We start from the raw sequence: 17,360 nt of genomic DNA, 5'->3' as shown, positions 1-17,360 counted from the left end.
CCTTCAGGGCGCCGTGCCCCAGTGGGCGGGGCGCACCGGCCGGGGCGGCAGCGCGGTCGTGCTGTCGCCCTTCGCCGCATCCAGCTGGGACTGCGTGAGGAACAGCGTGTCCCGCAGGTCGGCGCCCGCGAGGTCGGCGCCCCTGAGGTCCGCACCGATCAGATCGGCCCCGCGCAGGTCGGCACCGCGCAGGTCGGCGGCGATCAGACGGGCGCCCCGCAGGTCCGCGCCGCGCAGGTCGGCGCCGGTGAACCGGGCGCCTGACAGGTCGGCGCCCCGCAGCCGCCGCGGCCCCGCGCCACGGCCTGTGCGGCCATCGGGCCGGGTGCCGCGTGCCAGCTCGGCGGCGCGGGCCAGCAGCGGCGCCACCACCTCGGCGCGGTGCCGCGCCACGTCCGTGACGAGCAGGGTGTCGGCGTCGGCGAGCGTGAGCCGCTCCGTCAGTCCGTACACGCGGGCGAGTTCGGTGTGCAGCGGGTGCGCGGCCGGCAGGGCGCGGGCCTCCGCGAGGTAGTGGAGGAGTTCCTGGAGCTGCCGCAGCACCGGCAGCACGGCGAACATCGCGGGCGCCGTCGCGGGCTCCTGGCGCCAGTCCACGCCGCCGAAGGTGTGGCGGGACGCCTTCTGCCCCGCCCCGAAGCAGTCGTACGTGGCGCAGCCCGCGTAGCCGCGCGGCCGCAGCTCCCGGTGGACGGCGCAGCCGAAGTCGTCGCGCAGGTGTCCGCAGGGCTCGCCCGCGCCCTTGTCCGAGGGGAAGCCCTCGACGGCGGAGAAGGAGAGGGCGACGCAGCACAGGCCGAAGCAGTCGGCGCAGTCGCCGCGCAGCTCGGGCGCCCCGGGCGGGGGCACCGTACCTGGGCGGGGGTCGTCGGATGGCGCGGGCACCCTGCGAGGGTACGGGGGCGCGGGAGGGCGGGTCAGGACCGGGGCCCGCCGGAGGCGGCCGTTCCCGCGCCGCGCGCGATCAGCCCGTCGGCGCCGCACCGCCCGGCGAGCAAGACGCCGGCGTCCACGTCCGCCGCGGACCCGGAGGCGATGCCGTGCTCGATCCGGGCGCGGGCGCGCAGGTCGGCGCACGGGGACGCCTCCAGGTGTGCCACGGCCCGTTCGAGCAGCGCGGCGCGCGCCCCGTCTTCGGCGAGCGACGCCTGGCAGAGCAGGACGGTACCGACCGCGGTGGGGGTCCCGAACCGCTCTGCCTCCCCCAGGGCGCGGGCGGCCAGCGCGGCGGCGCGCCGCGGCTCGGTGCCGGCGAGCGCCTCCGCCAGGTCGAGCGCCCAGGGCCCTGCGACGACGTTGTGCCGCCCGCGCGCGGTGAGCGCCCGGCCGGCGGCGGTCAGTTCGGTGACGGCCTCGCCGGTGCGGCCGAGGGCGAGCAGCAGCCGGCCGCGCACGCAGGCGGCGTCGGGCAGGATCATCGTGCTCGGGTAGGGCCGCGCGAAGCCGTACCGGTCCGCACAGGCCGCCGCGCGCTCCACGTGGCCGCGGGCGAGCAGGGTGTCGATGAGAGCGCTGACGGCCTGCCACTGCACGGGCAGGTTGGTCCCGACGCCCTCGGCGAGACGTACGGCCTCCCACAGGTACGCCTCGGCCTCCGCGAGCCGCCCGCGCCTGCGGTGCACGTACCCCGTCATGGCGTGGGCGAAGGCCAGGTGGCCGCCGCTCCAGCCGGAGCGCTCGAACGCGTGCAGCGCCTCCGTGAACAGGGCCTCCGCGCGGTCGAGCCGGTCCGTGACCGCGTAGGCGAGGCCCAGCACGCCGGGCACTTCGAAGCTCCACTCGGTGTCGGTCCACCGCATGCCGGGCGCGAGGCGTCCGTCCGGCAGGGCGCGCTCCGCGGTGGCCACCACGCGCGCCGCGCTCTCCCCGCGCAGGGCGCAGTCGAAGGCCCGCAGGGCGAGCAGTACGCGTTCTGTGCCGTCCGCGCCGGTGAGCCCGTCGGCTGCCTCGGCGAGGCGGCGGGAGCGCCCGGCCCCGTCCGACTCCGCGTCCCTGACGCCCTCCCAGAGGAAGCGCGCCGCGGTCAGCCGCTCCTTGAAGGGGCCGGGCAGGCAGACCTCGGCCTCGGCCGCGACGACCCGGGCGGCCTCCGCGCTCTGGTCGTTGTGGGCCAGCGCCTGCGCGAGCCTGAGCACGGCGTCGACCCGGTGCACGCCCGCGAGCCCCGGTAGGTCGAGCGCGTCCCGCAGGTGGGAGACGGTGGTCGCGGGCGCGGTCAGCAGCCAGGCGCAGCCGAGCTCGTAGAGGACCTCGGCGCGCACGGCGGGCGGCGGCGGTTCTTCGAGGGCGCGTTCGAGGCAGCGCCTGGCCGCGGCGGGCGCGCCGACCGCGAGGTGCCCGGCCGCGGCCTCGCGCAGCTGCTGTACGAGTTCGGGGTCGCCGTCCGGGTGCACTTCGAGCAGGTGCGGGGCCGCGGCGGCCGCTCCCCCGCCGCTCCGGGCCAGCGTCCACGCGGCGCGTCCGTGCAGGGCGGTGCGGGTGGCGGGCGGGATCGAGTCGTACACGGCGCTCGCGATGAGCGGGTGCACGAACTCCAGCGGGTCGGTGCCGACGAGTATGCGGGCGGCCCGCAGCCGCTCGGCGCACTCCTCCGCCTCCGCGCGGCCCATGCCGGCCAGGGCCCGCGCGGTGCCGAGCGGGATGCCGGTGCCGAGGATGGCGGCGGCGCGGGCGAACTGAATGGTGGCGGTACCGAGTTCGGCGAGCCGCCGGACGAGGCCCGTGCCGCGGGTGGAGGCCGCGAGGTCGTGCAGCGCGGCGGCGGACCCGCCGACCGGGTCGAGGCTGCTGTCCCTGACCCGCGCGAGCAGTTCCACGGTCCCGTACGCGTTGCCGCCTGTGACGTCCCACACCTCGCGGCAGAACGCGGGGTCGGCCCGCGGGCCGAGGACCGTGCGGGCGAGCAGTCCTGCGGCGTCGGCGGTGAGGGCGCCGAGGGTGGTGCGGAGCCTGGCGCCCTGCCCGATCGACTCCAGCAGGTCGGCGGCGACGCCGGTCGCGCCGCCCGTGCGGTAGGCCACGACCAGCAGGACCGGCAGTCCGGGACCCGGCCGGTGGGCGAAGGACGCGAGCCACGACAGCGTCTCCAGGTCGGCCCACTGGGCGTCGTCGATGAGGAGGACCAACGGGCCGTAGGCGTCGGCGAGTTCCGCCGCCAGGACGTCGAGTCCTTCCCTGACGCCCTGCGGGTCGCCGTACTGGGCACCTGGCGGGGCGACGCCGAGCGCGGGACCCGCGATCGGGTACCAGTCGCCGAGGAGTTCGCCGGGGCCGGCGGTGAGCGCGGGCTGCAGGAGCTGGCGCGCCACGTGGAAGGGCACGGAGGAGAGCGTCTCGCCGCCGCGCGCCGACCACACCACGCACCGCTCGGCGGCGATCTCGCGGACCCGGGCGAGCAGCGCGGTCTTGCCGAGCCCGGCGGCACCCCGGTAGACGAGGACGCCGCCGGTGGGGCGCGCGCCGGGCGAGGCGTCGCCGCACAGCGCCCGTACGGCCTGGGTGGCGGCGGCGAGTTCCGACTCGCGTTCCAGCAGCGGGAGGTCGTGCGGGAGACCGGGCCTGAGGTCCATCCGCCAGCTCCCTTCTCGCACGTGCGGCACACGCTTCTCGGACGTGAGGAGTCGAGGGTAGCCGCGGGGCACGGCGCCGGGGCAGGGATCCGTCTCGATTTCCGGGTTTCGCGGCGAGTCGCCCGCGGTGCGAGCCGGAAGGGAGTACCCTGCCCCGCCCCGGTGGCCGGGGCGGCCGGCCTCAGGCAGGGGCCGCGGCCGCCCCCGGGGTACGGGCACCCTCCGTGAGCAGCGCGAAGGCGGCCCGTACGACCTGGAACTGGTGCTCCACCTGGTCCGCCACCGGGACCCAGCGGGGCCGGCAGCGCCGCTCGAACACCGCGCAGCGCGCGGTGAGGAACCGGTCGAGCGCGTCCCGCACGTCGTGGGCCGCGGGACCGCAGGCCTCGACCGTCTGGTAGAGCATGCCCGCGGTGCGCAGGACGAGGCGGCGGGCGGCGATGGTGAGCGCGAGCACCTGGGCGCTGTTGAGCCCGGACAGGCCGCCGGGGAAGCCGGCGAACGACTCGGGCGCCCACTCGGCGACGAGGGCGGGGCAGCTGCGGCGGAAGTCGTCCACGGTCCGCAGCAGCGGCGCCACGTGCACGGGTACGCGCGGCCTGACCCGGTCGGCGAGCCCGGCGAGGAACTCGGCGTCGCGCTCGGTGAGGCGGCCGATGCCGGTGACAGCCCCGCGCGGGTCGGGGTGCGGCGAGGGATCGGCCATCTCGTCCGCGGCCCACATCGGGGCCTCGACGATGGCGGTCGTGGTGCCGTAGCGGTACGGGTGGTACCAGGTCGAGGCGTGGCTCGGGGAGAGCGATCCGGTGAACAGGTCGCGCCGGGAGGGCGGCGGCATGTCGAAGACCCCGGCGCCGGAGCTGGGGCAGAAGAACGCGTCGAACGGCGAGAGTTCCAGCGGGATGTTCCGGTCGGCCGCCGAGCGCGCGAGGGCGTCCCCGATGCCGGGCAGCGGCCGGGTCAGCTGGACGAAGCTGCCGCCGATGTCGACGCCGTGCAGGGAGAACTGGACGAAGGGCCGCAGTTCGTCCTGGAGGTCGACGAGCGCCCGGGTCTCGGGGAGGAGTTCGGCACGGGAGCGGGCGTGCAGCCACTCGGGCTGCTCGTGGAAGCTGGGCCGGAACATGCGCCGGAAGTGGTGGTCCAGAGTCATCGGGCCGCTCAGCCAGCGCTCGTTGCGGCGGGCGCCGTCCGGGTCGAGACAGATCAGCAGGTGCCAGGCGGCCCCGGCGCCGTCGCCGGGCGCGGCGGCCAGGAGGTGTTCGGCGAGGCGGAGCGCGGTGGCCCCGCCGACGGGCTCATTGGCGTGCGGCCCCGCGACGACGAGGACGTCCCGCTCGCCGCGGCCGACAGTGAGCAGGGTCAGCGGTTCGCCGCCGCGGGAGCGTCCGACGCGCCGCAGCGCGGCGCGCCCTGGATGCGCGGCGGCCAGCGCTCCGGCTCGTGCGGTCAGTTCACCGACGGTGGGGTAGCGCGGCGGCACAGCCTTCCGATCTGTCTGTGTTGTCGGTTGTCGGTTGTTCGGTTGTTCGTTTCCCGCTTGTTCGCTTTCCGGTTCCCGGCGCCCCGGTCCGCGAGCGCCCCCTTGCTCCGTCGCTCCGCTGTCGCGGCGCTCCGCGCGCGGCCCCGGCCGGTGGCGCACCGTGCGATAGTCAGTCACTTCGAGGCACGGCGTCAACACTCGCCGTCACGCACCCCCTCCGGCTTTGCGATCCCTTGAAACAGGCGGCCCGCCGGGCGCGGTCCACCCGGCGCGGCCCACCTCCGACACCCTTCGCCATACATCCCATGACTGACCATCGCTCCCCTGCGCCTTGCGCGATATACCGCGATTACGCACCGGTCAGGCCCAGCACATACATCCCATCTCTCACTAGACATTGGATGTATGCCGTCCTAGGCTGTGCCGCGGCCGTGGGGGCCGCCATGGAACCGCCGCGCCTCCGCCTCGTCTGGAGTGTTGCCATGCCGCCTGTACCGCCGTCCACCGCACGCGTCACTGAGCTGTCCGTGCTGGACATCAGGTTTCCCACCTCCGAGCAGCTGGACGGCTCGGACGCCATGAACCCCGAGCCCGACTACTCGGCCGCCTACGTCGTGCTGCGCACCGACACGCCCGAAGGACTCGAAGGGCACGCGCTCGCGTTCACCATCGGCCGCGGCAACGACGTGCAGGCCAAGGCCATCGAGGTGCTCGCGCCGTACGTGGTGGGGCGTTCGGTCGAAGAGCTGTGCGGGGACCTCGGCGGCCTCTCGCGCGATCTGGTGCACGACTCGCAGCTGCGCTGGCTCGGCCCGGAGAAGGGCGTGATGCACATGGCGGTCGGCGCCGTGGTGAATGCCGCCTGGGACCTCGCAGCCCGCAGGGCGGGCAAGCCGCTGTGGCGGCTGCTCGCCGAGATGTCCCCCGAGGACCTGGTCGACCTGGTGGACTTCCGCTACCTCAGCGACGCGCTCACCCGGGACGAGGCCCTGGGGATCCTGCGCGCCGCCGTCCCCGGCCGCGCCGAGCGCGTCGCGCGGCTGCTGGAGCGCGGCTATCCCGCCTACACCACCACGCCCGGTTGGCTCGGCTACTCGGACGAGAAGCTGGCGCGGCTCGCCCGGGAGGCCGTCGCGGACGGCTTCACCCAGATCAAGCTGAAGGTGGGCGGCTCGGTCGAGGACGACGTGCGCCGGATGCGGGTCGCGCGGGAGGCGGTCGGGGACGGAGTCCGGATCGCCGTCGACGCCAACCAGCGCTGGGACGTCGGCCCCGCCGTGGAGTGGATGCGCAGGCTCGCGCCGTACGCCCCGTACTGGATCGAGGAGCCCACCTCGCCCGACGACGTGCTGGGCCACGCGGCGGTGCGGCGCGGCGTCGCGCCGGTCAAGGTGGCGACCGGTGAGCACGTCGCCAACAGGGTCGTCTTCAAGCAGCTGTTGCAGGCGGGCGCGGTCGACGTGGTGCAGATCGACGCGGCGCGGGTGGGCGGTGTGAACGAGAACATCGCGATCCTGCTGCTCGCCGCGAAGTCCGGCGTGCCGGTGTGCCCGCACGCGGGCGGCGTGGGGCTGTGCGAGATGGTGCAGCACCTGTCCATGTTCGACTACGTCGCCGTCTCCGGCACCACGGAGGACCGGGTCATCGAGTACGTGGACCACCTGCACGAGCACTTCACCGACCCGGTGCGGATCGTGGACGGGCACTACGCGGCGCCCACGGCCCCCGGCTTCGGCACGCGGATGCGCGACGAGACGCTCAAGGAGTTCCGCTACCCGGACGGTCCCGTGTGGGCCGCGCGCGGGCGCGCCTGACACCGTCCGGCGCAGCGGTCCGGCCCCGGCTACGCGTGCGGTGTGTCCGGCAGGCGGTCGGCGAGCAGTTCCGCGAGGTGGGTTCCGCCCCGGTGGGCGAGGTGGTCGAGCTGGGTGCGGCAGGAGAAGCCGTCGGCCAGCACCACGGCGTCCTCGCCCGCCGCGCGCACCGCGGGCAGCAGCGCCGTCTCGGCCACCGCCACCGACACGTCGTAATGCCCCTTCTCCACGCCGAAGTTGCCGGCGAGGCCGCAGCAGCCGCCGACCGCGTCGACGTCGGCGCCCGCGGCGCGCAGCAGCGCCGCGTCCGCGTCCCAGCCGAGGACGGCGTGCTGGTGGCAGTGCGGCTGGGCCACACCGCGCACCCCGGTGAGGTCGGGCGGCGACCAGCCGGGGGTGGAGGCGAGCAGTTCCGCGAGGGTGCGGGTGGCGGCGGCGGTGCGCCCGGCGCGCGGGTCGTCCGGCAGCAGCGCGGTGAGGTCGCCGCGCAGGACGGCCGTGCAGGACGGTTCGAGGCCCACGATCGGCGTCCCGGCCGCGAGGGACGGTTCGAGGGCCCGCAGGGTGTGGCTCAACTGCCTTCTGGCACCGTCGAGTTGGCCCGTACTGAGCCAGGTGAGCCCACAGCAGACCGGCCCGTCGGGGATCCGGACGGAGTATCCGGCGTCCTCCAGGACGCGTACGGCGGCCCGGCCCACGTGCGGGCTGAAGTGGTCGGTGAAGGTGTCGACCCAGAGGGTGAGGGGCTCGCCCTGCGCGCGGGGGTGCTCGGCGAACCACGACCTGAAGGTACGCGGCGCGAAGCGCGGCAGCGGCCTGCGCGGGTCGACGCCTCCCGCACGCTTGGCGAGCGCGGCTGCGAGGCCGCCGCCGAGCAGCGCGTTCGCGAGGCGGGGAGCGCGCGCGGCGAGCCGCGCCCAGCGCGGCAGTTGGCCGAGCGCGTAGTGGGCGGCGGGGCGCGGCCTGCGGCGGTAGCGCTGGTGGAGCGCCTCCGCCTTGTAGGTGGCCATGTCGACGCCCGCCGGGCAGTCGACGGCGCAGCCCTTGCAGGACAGGCACAGGTCGAGGGATTCAGCGACTTCCGCTGAGCGCCATCCGCCCCGTACGAGGCGGCCGTTGGCGAGTTCCTGCAGGACGCGCGCCCGGCCCCGGGTGGAGTCCTTCTCGTCCCGGGTGGCGAGGAAGGACGGGCACATCACTGCGCCGACCCCGGTGGCGTCGGCCCGGCACCTGCCGACGCCGACGCAGCGGTGCACGGCGGTGGTGAAGTCGCCGCCGTCGTCCGGGTAGGCGAAGGCGAGACGGCGCGGCGGCGCAGCCGCCGCCGGCACCCTGAGATCGGCGTCGAGAGGCCTCGGCCGCACGATCACCCCGGGGTTGAGCAAGTCGTCCGGGTCGAAGAGGTGCTTGACGGCGGCGAGGGCGTCGAGCGCCTCAGGACCGTACATGCGGCCGAGCAGTTCGCCGCGCGCGCGGCCGTCGCCGTGCTCGCCGGACACCGACCCGCCGTGGCTGCCCGCGAGTTCTGCCGCCTCGGTGACGAACGCGCGCAGGGCGGCGGGCCGGTGGGCGAGCGGGAAGTCGATCCGCACGTGCAGGCAGCCGTCGCCGAAGTGGCCGTACATCAGCCCGTCGAGGCCGTGCCGGGCGAGCAGGGCGGTGACGGCGCGTACGTACGCGCCGAAGCGCTCGGGCGGGACGGCGGAGTCCTCCCACCCGGGCCAGGCGGGGGCGCCCGCGGGGGTACGGCCGCCGAGCCCCGCCCCGTCCTCCCTGATGTGCCACAGGGCGCGGGCCGCGGGGCCCTGGACGACGGCGGAGTCGAGGCAGCCTGAGGCGGCGGTGAGGCGCCGGGCCGCGGCCTCGGCCTCGGCCGGGGTGTCGCCCGCGGTCTCCGCGAACAGCCAGCCGTCGCCGCGTGGCAGTACGTCGGGTACGGCGGCGGCGCCGCGCCTGGCCCGTACGACGTCGACGAGGCGGGCGTTCATGCCTTCGAGCGCCACCGGGCGGTGCGGCAGCAGTGCGGGCGCGGCGTCGGCGGCCTCGGCCATGCCGGGGTAGCCGAGGACGGCGAGCACGGTGTGCCGGGGCGCCTCGACCAGGGAGACGGTGGCACCGAGCAGCACACCGAGGGTGCCCTCGGTGCCGACGAGGAACTTCGCGACGTCGCCGCCGTTCTCGGGCAGCAGGTGTTCGAGCCCGTAGCCGGAGACCTGGCGGCGGAAGCGGCCGAACTCGGTGCGGATCAGCGCGAGCCGGTCGCGCACGAGGGCGTGGAGACCGGCGAGCAGCTCGGCCTCGCGGCCGGTCTCCGGGCCCGGGGAGCCCAGCCCGGCGCGGGCGGTGAAGCGCACCCCCGAGCCGGTGAGCACGTCGAGGTCGACGACGTTGTCCGCGGTCCTGCCGTAGGCGAGGGCGCGGGAGCCGCAGGCGTTGTTGCCGAGCGCGCCGCCGATGGTGGCCCGTGCGTGGGTGGACGGGTCGGGGCCGAAGCGCAGGCCGTGCGGGGCGGCGGCCGCGGTGATCGTGTCGAGGACGGCGCCGGGCTCGACGGCCGCGGTACGGGCGTCGGGGTCCACGGCGAGCACGCGGTGCAGATGGCGGGAGAAGTCGAGGACGGCTCCCGTGCCGACCGCGTTGCCCGCGATGGAGGTGCCCGCGCCGCGCGCCGTCAGCGGCACGCCGAGGCGCCTGCACACGTCCAGGGCGGCCGCCGCCTCGTCGGCGTGGCGGGGGAAGGCGACCACGGTGGGCACGACCCGGTAGTTGGACGCGTCCGAGGAGTACTCGGCGCGGCGCCTCGACGAGGTGTCGACCTCGGCGAGGCCGGCGCGGCGCAGGGCGGCGGCGAGGGCCTCGGGGCCCGGGTCCGCACTCTCGCGCGGGCCGGTCGCGCGGGGGCGCGGTGCGTCGGGGTGCGGGTGGTCGGGGTGCGTGGTCACAGGCGTCCTCCGACCTCTTCCGTACCCGTGTCGCGGGCCGTCAGCCACGTTTTTCCACAGGTATTCATCACACTGTCCGACCGGCGGGCCCCGCCTGTGGACAACCGCGCGCCGAGCCGCGTGCGGGTTGAGAGGATGGGGCAGGAGATCGATCGCGTGACGACCGACACGGAGGAGTGGCAGATGGCACACGAGCGAGCGGGCAGGCCGGCCGGTCCTGAGGACCTCACGGACGTGGCCCGCCTGGTGACCGCGTACTACGCGCTGCACCCGGACCCGGGCGAGGTGGACCAGCGCGTCGCGTTCGGCACGTCGGGCCACCGCGGCTCGTCGCTCGCGACCGCGTTCAACGAGGACCACATCGCGGCCACCAGCCAGGCCATCTGCGAGTACCGGGCCCGGCAGGGCACTGACGGGCCGCTGTTCCTCGGGGCGGACACCCATGCCCTTTCGGAGCCCGCCAAGGTGACGGCGGCGGAGGTGTTCGCGGCCAACGGCGTGCGGCTGCTGCTCGATGCCGCGGACGGGTACACCCCGACGCCCGCCGTGTCGCACGCGATCCTGACGTACAACCGGAACAGGGCCTCCTCGCTCGCGGACGGCGTGGTGGTCACGCCGTCGCACAATCCGCCCGCGGACGGCGGCTTCAAGTACAACCCGCCGAGCGGCGGGCCAGCGGGCTCGGAGGCGACGGGCTGGATCCAGGACCGGGCCAACGAGATCATCGCGGCGGGCCTGAAGGACGTGCGCCGCGTGCCGTACACCCGGGCGCTCGCAGCGGACACCACCGGGAGGTACGACTTCCTCGGCACCTATGTCGCGGACCTGCCCTCGGTCCTCGACCTGGACGCCGTGCGCGCGGCGGGCGTGCGGATCGGGGCGGACCCGCTGGGCGGGGCGTCCGTCGCGTACTGGGGCCGGATCGCGGAGCAGCACGGGATCGACCTGACGGTCGTCAATCCGCTGACGGACCCGACCTGGCGGTTCATGACGCTGGACTGGGACGGGAAGATCCGCATGGACTGCTCCTCGCCGTACGCGATGGCGTCCCTGATCGGGCAGCGCGACAGGTTCCAGATCGCGACGGGCAACGACGCGGACTCCGACCGGCACGGCATCGTCACGCCCGACGCGGGCCTGATGAACCCGAACCACTACCTGGCGACGGCGATCCAGTACCTCTACGGCCACCGCGACGGCTGGCCCGGGGGCGTGGGGATCGGCAAGACACTGGTGTCGTCCTCGATGATCGACCGGGTCGCGGCCGACCTCGGGCGGCGGCTCGTGGAGGTGCCGGTCGGCTTCAAGTGGTTCGTGGACGGCCTGGTGGACGGGTCGATCGGCTTCGGCGGCGAGGAGTCGGCGGGCGCCTCGTTCCTGCGCAGGGACGGCTCGGTGTGGACGACCGACAAGGACGGCGTCATTCTCGCGCTGCTCGCCTCGGAGATCCTCGCGGTGACCGGCCGCACCCCGTCCGAGCACTACGGCGAGCTGACGGAGCGCTTCGGCTCCCCCGCGTACGCGCGGATCGACGCGCCCGCGACGCGCGAGGAGAAGGCGGTGCTCGCGAAGCTCTCCCCCGACCAGGTCGCGGCGGACCGGCTGGCGGGCGAGCCGGTGACGGGCGTGCTCACCGAGGCCCCGGGCAACGGGGCGGCGATCGGCGGCATCAAGGTCACGACGGAGTCCGCGTGGTTCGCGGCCCGGCCCTCCGGCACGGAGGACGTGTACAAGATCTACGCCGAGTCCTTCCAGGGCCCCGGCCACCTGGCGCGGGTCCAGGAGGAGGCCAAGGGGGTGGTGGCGGCGGCGCTCGGCTCCTGACGCGCACGCCAGGGGCACCCGGGCGTGCGGGGGTCGGCGGGCCCCCGGGCCTGGTGCCGTCGGCCTCGCCCGCCCGCTGAGGGCCGTCGGCCGGGACGAGCGGGCCGGGGCGCGGCCCGGGGTCAGGTCGGCGTCCGGTCAGGCGGCCGTGCGGTGCGCCCGCCGGCCCTCCGGGGTCTCGACCGGCACCCCCAGCGGGCGGGCGAGGCCGACGACGCCCTCGTCGAGCCGCTGGAGGTGGCGCAGGACCCGGAAGGTCACCGTGCCGCTGCGCAGGGCTGTGGGATCGGTCTCCTCCAGCATGGACGCGATGCTGGCGCCCGACTCGACCTCGCCCGCCGCGTCCTCGTCCGCGGCGCGGGCGGCGAGCACGGCGATGTTGTGGGCGATCCGGTCCCCGGCGCCGGCGAGCCGGGGGTCGGCGGCGATCCGCTTGCTGTAGGGGACGAGTTCGGCGGTCGCGGCCAGCGACCTGGCGTGGTAGGCGCAGCTCTCCAGCAGCGCCACCAGGTAGCGCACCGTCTGGCGCCGCTCCCGCAGCGGGGTGAAGGGGTGGGTGAGGGGCTGCACGGAGCGGCGGAGGTCGTCGAGGGCGCTGTCGAGGTCGCGCGCCATGTCGAGGAGGTCGGCGGTGGGGCCGCCGCTGAGCTGGGCGACGGCCGCTGAGGCGACCTCGCCGAGCCGCAGCAGGACGGTGTGCAGCAGCTGGTCGGTGCGCCGGTCGGTGTGGACGGGCAGGACGACGAGCGCGGCGACGATGCCGCACGCGGCGCCGAGGGCCGTCTCCTCGATGCGCAGGATCAGCACGGAGACGCTGTAGGTGTGCAGCAGCGTGTAGAGCACGCCGAGCATGGAGGTGACGAAGAAGGACATCAGGGCGTAGCTGAGCGGCGCGGTGAAGAACATGCCGAAGATGCACAGCAGCACCAGGCCGAAGGCGGTCCACGTGTGGTTGCCCACGAGCCCGGCGAGCACGACACCGCAGATCACGCCGCACACGGTGCCGATGAGGCGGCGGTAGCCCTTGACCAGGATCTCGCCCGTCGACGAGGTGTTGAGGAAGACGACCCAGCATGTCAGCACGGCCCAGTACCAGCGCTGGTCGGAGAGGAACTCGCCGCCGGTCATGGCCAGTACCGAGCCGACGGCCACCTGGAAGGCGGCGCGTGTGGAGCGCCGCTTCAGCCCGGTCTCCTCGCCCTCGTCCGTGTCGACGGCGCTGCCCGCCGAGACCTCCTCCGCCTCGAACTCCTCGCGGGACCTGGCCGTCTCCGCCGTGTCGTCGGACTCGTCGCCAGGACCGTCGAGGGCGAGCCGCAGGCCGAGCACGGCGCGGGTGGCCTCGCCGATGCCGCGGAAGACGTCCTGCACGGCGGCCGGGCCCTGCGGGAGGTTCTCCTCTTCGCGGTAGCCGAGGAGCCGGTTGCGGACCCGGGTGAGCGCGGTGCCGCGGTGTTCGGGGCCGAGCCGGGTGATCAGCAGGTGCAGCGCCTTGAGGTCGCGGCGCAGCAGCGCGGTGGTGTCGGCGCCGAGGCCGCCCGTGGTGGGCTGGGCGGGCACGGGGGCGTGCGGCAGGTGCAGGGTGAGGGTGTCGGCGCGCTCCGCGCTGCGGGCGTTGAGCAGCAGCACGCCGAGGCGCTCGGCGCTGATCTCGGCGTCGGCGATGCGGCGCTGGAGGACATCGGCGGTGGCCGGGTCTTCCGGCGAGTCGTCGAGCCTGCCCTGGATCATCAGCGCGGCCTCGTGCAGCCGCGCGGTGTGCCGCCGCAGGTCGTCGAGGACCTTCTCCAGCTCGTCCGGCGCGGCGTCGAACATCTCGATCTGGATGGCGATGAGTTGGGACAGGCGCGCGCGGAAGGCGGTGCGCAGGCGGCTGAGGGTGCCCGCGGTGGTCTGCCGGAAGAGGAGGAAACGGGAGATTGCGCTGCACGCGAAGGCGACGGCCAGGGCGAGCCAGAGCCTTGGCAGCGCGCCGGGGGTCGCGTGCACGAACAGCGACACGAAGTAGAACTGGAAGCCGAAGAGGCCGATCGTGTAGCCGCGGTCGCCGAATCTGCGGGCGTAGACGGCACCGAAGATCAGCGCGAGGAACACCAGGTCGCTCACGATGATCTGGCCGCCGAGCAGGGCGCCGAGCGACACCGACACGAGCGCCGTCAGCAGCCCGAGGGCAAGGGTGACGGCCTGCTTGCCCTCTTCCTTCTCGCGGATGGCGAAGGTGGCGACCATCGCGCCCATCGCGCCGGCCACCAAGTGGATCACGGGGGTGTGCAGCAGGAAGAGGACCCCGAGGGTGAGCACGATCGAGCCCACGGTGCGCAGCGCGGCCATCAGCCGGATGAGGCCGGGATCGGACGCGGAGAAGCGGTCCCAGAGCCGCGTCCTGGCCCGTTGCGCGGCCCCGCGCGTCGCTGGCATCGTCTCCCCGCACCTGCCTTCCGACCATGGTCAGAGTCGGTCCAAGCATCGCATGGCCGGCCCGCGGGGCGGTGGGCAGTCCCACCCACCGGACCCCGGGAAGACCCCGGCTAGCCTCGGCCCATGTCGAAACTGCTCCTGATCCTGCACATCCTGGCCGTGGTGGTCGGGCTCGGCCCCGTGATGGTCGCTTCGAGCATGTTCCCTTCGGTGCTGCGCCGCGCGCAGGCCGGCTCCGACCCGGCGGCCGCCCGGGGCGCGCTGGGGGTGCTCGGCCGGATCTGCCGGGTGTACGCGGCGGTGTCCATCGCGGTGCCGGTCTTCGGCTTCGGGCTCGCGAGCATGCACGGCGGCCTCGGGAAGCCCTGGCTGGTGGCGTCGATCGTGCTGACCGTGCTCGCCGCGGGCGTCCTGGTCTTCCTGCTGCCCGCGCAGCAGGGCGCGCTCGACGCGCTGGGCGGCGCGAGCGCCGAGGGTGCGCTCGCGGGCTCCGCGGGCGCGGCCACCGCGCCTGCCGCCGCCCCGGCCGCGCCCGGCAGGCTCGCGATGCTCGCGGGCGTCTTCAACCTGCTGTGGGTGGTCGTCGCGGTGCTGATGGTCTACCGCCCGTAGCCCGCGGGCCCCGGCGTACGGCTCCGGCCCCGCGGACCCCTCGGTCGCGCGCCCCGGCGTACGGCTCCGGCCCTGTGGTCCCCTCGACCAACCGAGCGCGCGGCAACCAACCGAGCGCGCGGCCGGGCCGGTGCCGGAGTCGCACGCGGCGGGTACGGGCCGGACTCGCGCGCCGCCGGGCCCAGGGCCGGTCAGTCGCGCGCCGCCGGGCGGGCCCGCACGTGCATCCGCTCGCCCTGGGGGCCGAAGATGGCGATGAACTCGACCGGCCGCTCCCCCGCGTTGGCGAGCCCGTGCGGGGTGCGGGTGTCGAACTCGGCGGCCTCGCCCGCGCCGAGCACGAGATCGTGCTCGCCCAGCGCGAGGCGCAGCCGTCCCGAGAGCACGTAGAGCCACTCGTAGCCCTCGTGGACCCGCTGCTCCAGCTTCCGGCCCCGGGCCTCCGCCGGGGCCGGCGGAATGATCTCCTTGTAGGCGAGGAGTCCGCCGATGTGGCGGGTCAGCGGCACGAAGGTGGTGCCGTCGCGGACGAACGGGCGGGGCCTGACGCGCGGATCCTCGCTCCCCCGGGTGCCGACGAGTTCGTCGAGCGGCACCCCGTACGCCCTGGAGAGCGGGAGCAGCAGCTCCAGGGTCGGCCGCCGCCTGCCGGACTCCAGCCGCGACAGCGTGCTCAGCGATATGCCGGTGGCCTCGCTGACCGCGGCGAGCGTGGTGCCCTGCCGGTGCCGTACCTCCCGCAGGCGGGGCCCGACCGCGGTCAGCACCTCGGCGAGGCCGTCGCGGCCGGGGCCGCCGTCTGGTTCTGAGGAGCCCCGGGTACCGGTTCCGGTCCCGGAGTCGGTGTCGTGCGCCATGCCTCCATTTGCCGACTCGGCAACAGGGTTTGTCAAACACGCGAGTCCGGACGCACCCTCGGCCCTGTCGGAGCACCCGGGAGACAAGAACGAAGGAGCCGGACATGCCGGAAACCGGAAGACGGCGGGCGGGGAGCCGCGGCGGGCGGTACGACGCGATCGTGGTCGGGGGTGGCGCGGCCGGCCTCGGCGGGGCGCTCGCGCTGGCGCGCGCCCGCCGCTCGGTGCTGGTGATCGACGGCGGCGAGCCCCGCAACGCCCGCGCGGGCCACGTCCACGCCTATCCCGCGCGCGAGGGCACGCCGCCCGCGGAGCTGCTGGCCGCCGGCCGCGCCGAGGTGGAGGGCTACGGCGCCACCGTCGTCGCCGGCACGGCCGCCTCGGCCGAGCGGCTGCCGGCCGCCGAGGGCGGCGGCTTTTTCGTCGTACGGGACGACGGCACCCGCGTCGAGGCCCGCAGGCTGCTGGTGGCGACCGGGCTCGTGGACGAGCTGCCTCCGGTGCCTGGGCTCGCCGAGCGGTTCGGCCGCGACGTGCTGCACTGCCCGTACTGCCACGGCTGGGAGGTGCGGGACGCCGCCGTGGGCGTCCTCGCCACCAGCGCTCTCGCGGTGCACCAGGCACTGCTGTGGCGGCAGTGGAGCGACGACGTGACGGTGTTCGCGCACACCGCGCCGCAGTTCGACGACGACGCGTACGAGCAGCTGGCGGCGCGCGGGATCGCCGTCGTGGACGGCGAGGTGACCGGCGTCGAGGTCGCGCAGGACCGGCTGACCGGGGTCAGGCTCGGTGACCGGGTCGTCCCGCGAGGCGCGCTGGTGGTCGCCCCGCGCTTCACCGCGCGCTCCGCGCTGCTCGCCGGGCTCGGTCTCGCGACGGCGGAACAGGCCGTGGCGGGGCAGGTGATGGGCACTTACGTGCCGTCCGACGCGACCGGCGCGACGGAGGTGCCAGGCGTGTGGGTCGCGGGCAACGTGGCCTCGCCGGCGGATCAGGTCATCGGGGCGGCGGCCGCCGGGGTCAGGGCGGGCGCGGCCATCAACGCCGACCTGGTCGCGGCCGACACCGCGGCGGCCGTCACCGCGCGGCGCGCTGCCGGCTCCCCCGTGCCCGGCGCGGACGGCGGTCCCGTGGACCTGCGGGAGCACTGGGAGGCGCGGTACGCGCAGAGCGACCGGATCTGGAGCGGTGAGCCCAACGCCGAGCTGGTGCGGGAGGTTTCGGGGCTGCCCGCGGGCCGCGCCCTCGACCTGGCGTGCGGTGAGGGCGGGGACGCCGTCTGGCTTGCGGGCCGCGGCTGGCGGGTCACCGCCGCCGACATCTCGCGGCTCGCGCTCGAACGCGCGGAGCGGCACGCCGGGGAGGCCGGGGTCGGCGGCCTGATCGACTGGCAGTGGCACGACCTGGGCGCCACCTTCCCCGAGGGCGAGTTCGACCTGGTGTCGGCGCAGTTCCTGCACTCGGTGGGCGACCTGCCGCGCGAGGAGATCCTGCGGCGGGCCGCGGCGGCCGTCGCGCCGGGCGGGGTGCTGCTGATCACCGGCCACTCGGGCGGCGCGCCCTGGGAGCACGGCCATTCCGGGGTCGTCCTGCCGTCCCCCGCCGAGGTGCTCGCCGGGCTGCGGCTCGCGCAGGGCGCGTGGGTGGTGGAGCGCTGCGAGGAGCACCAGCGGGTGCAGACCGCGCCCGACGGCACGCGGGTGACGAGGACCGACAACACGGTACGGGTGCGGCGCGTCACAAAGTGACGGGCCGCACGGGCGCGGGTCATAGGATGCGGCCGGGCTCGGCACGCGCGTGACGCGGCCACGAGCGGGGCAGACGCCCCGGGCACGAGGAGA

Annotated in this window: 10 protein-coding genes; 4 read left to right on the top strand and 6 right to left on the bottom strand. The window is 75.5% G+C overall.

Annotated elements, in window-relative coordinates; genetic code table 11:
• Positions 1-3 precede the first annotated feature (3 nt).
• The 3 genes from ABEA77_RS05320 to ABEA77_RS05310 all read right to left on the bottom strand — a co-directional run bounded on the left by ABEA77_RS05320 (position 4) and on the right by ABEA77_RS05310 (position 5,052).
• A complete protein-coding gene (locus ABEA77_RS05320; protein ID WP_345641868.1) occupies positions 4-885 on the bottom strand; it encodes a pentapeptide repeat-containing protein in 882 nt (293 codons plus the stop codon).
• A 32-nt stretch (positions 886-917) separates the two neighbouring features.
• A complete protein-coding gene (locus tag ABEA77_RS05315; RefSeq protein ID WP_345641866.1) occupies positions 918-3,569 on the bottom strand; it encodes an ATP-binding protein in 2,652 nt (883 codons plus the stop codon).
• Positions 3,570-3,750: 181 nt separating this feature from the next.
• On the bottom strand, positions 3,751-5,052 hold the full coding sequence (locus ABEA77_RS05310; protein ID WP_345641865.1) for a M14 family zinc carboxypeptidase: 1,302 nt from the start codon (positions 5,050-5,052) through the stop codon (positions 3,751-3,753).
• A gap of 482 nt (positions 5,053-5,534) precedes the next feature.
• Between ABEA77_RS05310 and ABEA77_RS05305 the strand changes: the two genes are divergently transcribed.
• Positions 5,535-6,866, top strand: coding sequence for an L-fuconate dehydratase (locus ABEA77_RS05305; protein WP_345641863.1), 1,332 nt, complete (start codon positions 5,535-5,537; stop codon positions 6,864-6,866).
• Positions 6,867-6,895: 29 nt separating this feature from the next.
• Here the strand turns inward: ABEA77_RS05305 and ABEA77_RS05300 are convergent, their stop codons facing one another.
• On the bottom strand, positions 6,896-9,808 hold the full coding sequence (locus tag ABEA77_RS05300; protein ID WP_345641862.1) for an FAD-binding and (Fe-S)-binding domain-containing protein: 2,913 nt from the start codon (positions 9,806-9,808) through the stop codon (positions 6,896-6,898).
• A gap of 183 nt (positions 9,809-9,991) precedes the next feature.
• Between ABEA77_RS05300 and pgm the strand changes: the two genes are divergently transcribed.
• Positions 9,992-11,632: a phosphoglucomutase (alpha-D-glucose-1,6-bisphosphate-dependent) gene (pgm, locus tag ABEA77_RS05295; protein ID WP_345642172.1), complete on the top strand. Its 1,641-nt coding sequence runs from the start codon at positions 9,992-9,994 to the stop codon at positions 11,630-11,632.
• 138 nt (positions 11,633-11,770) lie between these two features.
• Here pgm and ABEA77_RS05290 read toward each other — a convergent pair whose 3' ends face one another.
• Positions 11,771-14,050, bottom strand: a complete 2,280-nt coding sequence (locus ABEA77_RS05290; protein WP_345641859.1) for an FUSC family protein — start codon at positions 14,048-14,050, stop codon at positions 11,771-11,773.
• 123 nt (positions 14,051-14,173) lie between these two features.
• On the opposite strand from ABEA77_RS05290, the gene ABEA77_RS05285 reads away from it, so the two are divergent.
• Positions 14,174-14,662: a DUF2269 family protein gene (locus ABEA77_RS05285; RefSeq protein WP_345641856.1), complete on the top strand. Its 489-nt coding sequence runs from the start codon at positions 14,174-14,176 to the stop codon at positions 14,660-14,662.
• 191 nt (positions 14,663-14,853) lie between these two features.
• Here ABEA77_RS05285 and ABEA77_RS05280 read toward each other — a convergent pair whose 3' ends face one another.
• On the bottom strand, positions 14,854-15,519 hold the full coding sequence (locus ABEA77_RS05280; protein ID WP_345641854.1) for a helix-turn-helix domain-containing protein: 666 nt from the start codon (positions 15,517-15,519) through the stop codon (positions 14,854-14,856).
• A 104-nt stretch (positions 15,520-15,623) separates the two neighbouring features.
• On the opposite strand from ABEA77_RS05280, the gene ABEA77_RS05275 reads away from it, so the two are divergent.
• Entirely contained in the window at positions 15,624-17,267 is a 1,644-nt protein-coding gene (locus ABEA77_RS05275; RefSeq protein WP_345641851.1) for an FAD-dependent oxidoreductase, read from the top strand.
• Positions 17,268-17,360: the final 93 nt, after the last annotated feature.

The sequence above is a fragment of the Streptomyces tremellae genome (assembly GCF_039540215.1).
Classification (GTDB): Bacteria; Actinomycetota; Actinomycetes; order Streptomycetales; family Streptomycetaceae; genus Streptomyces; species Streptomyces tremellae.
The sequence above is the reverse complement of the archived record's forward strand: the minus strand, read 5'-3'. Positions and strand labels throughout refer to the sequence as shown.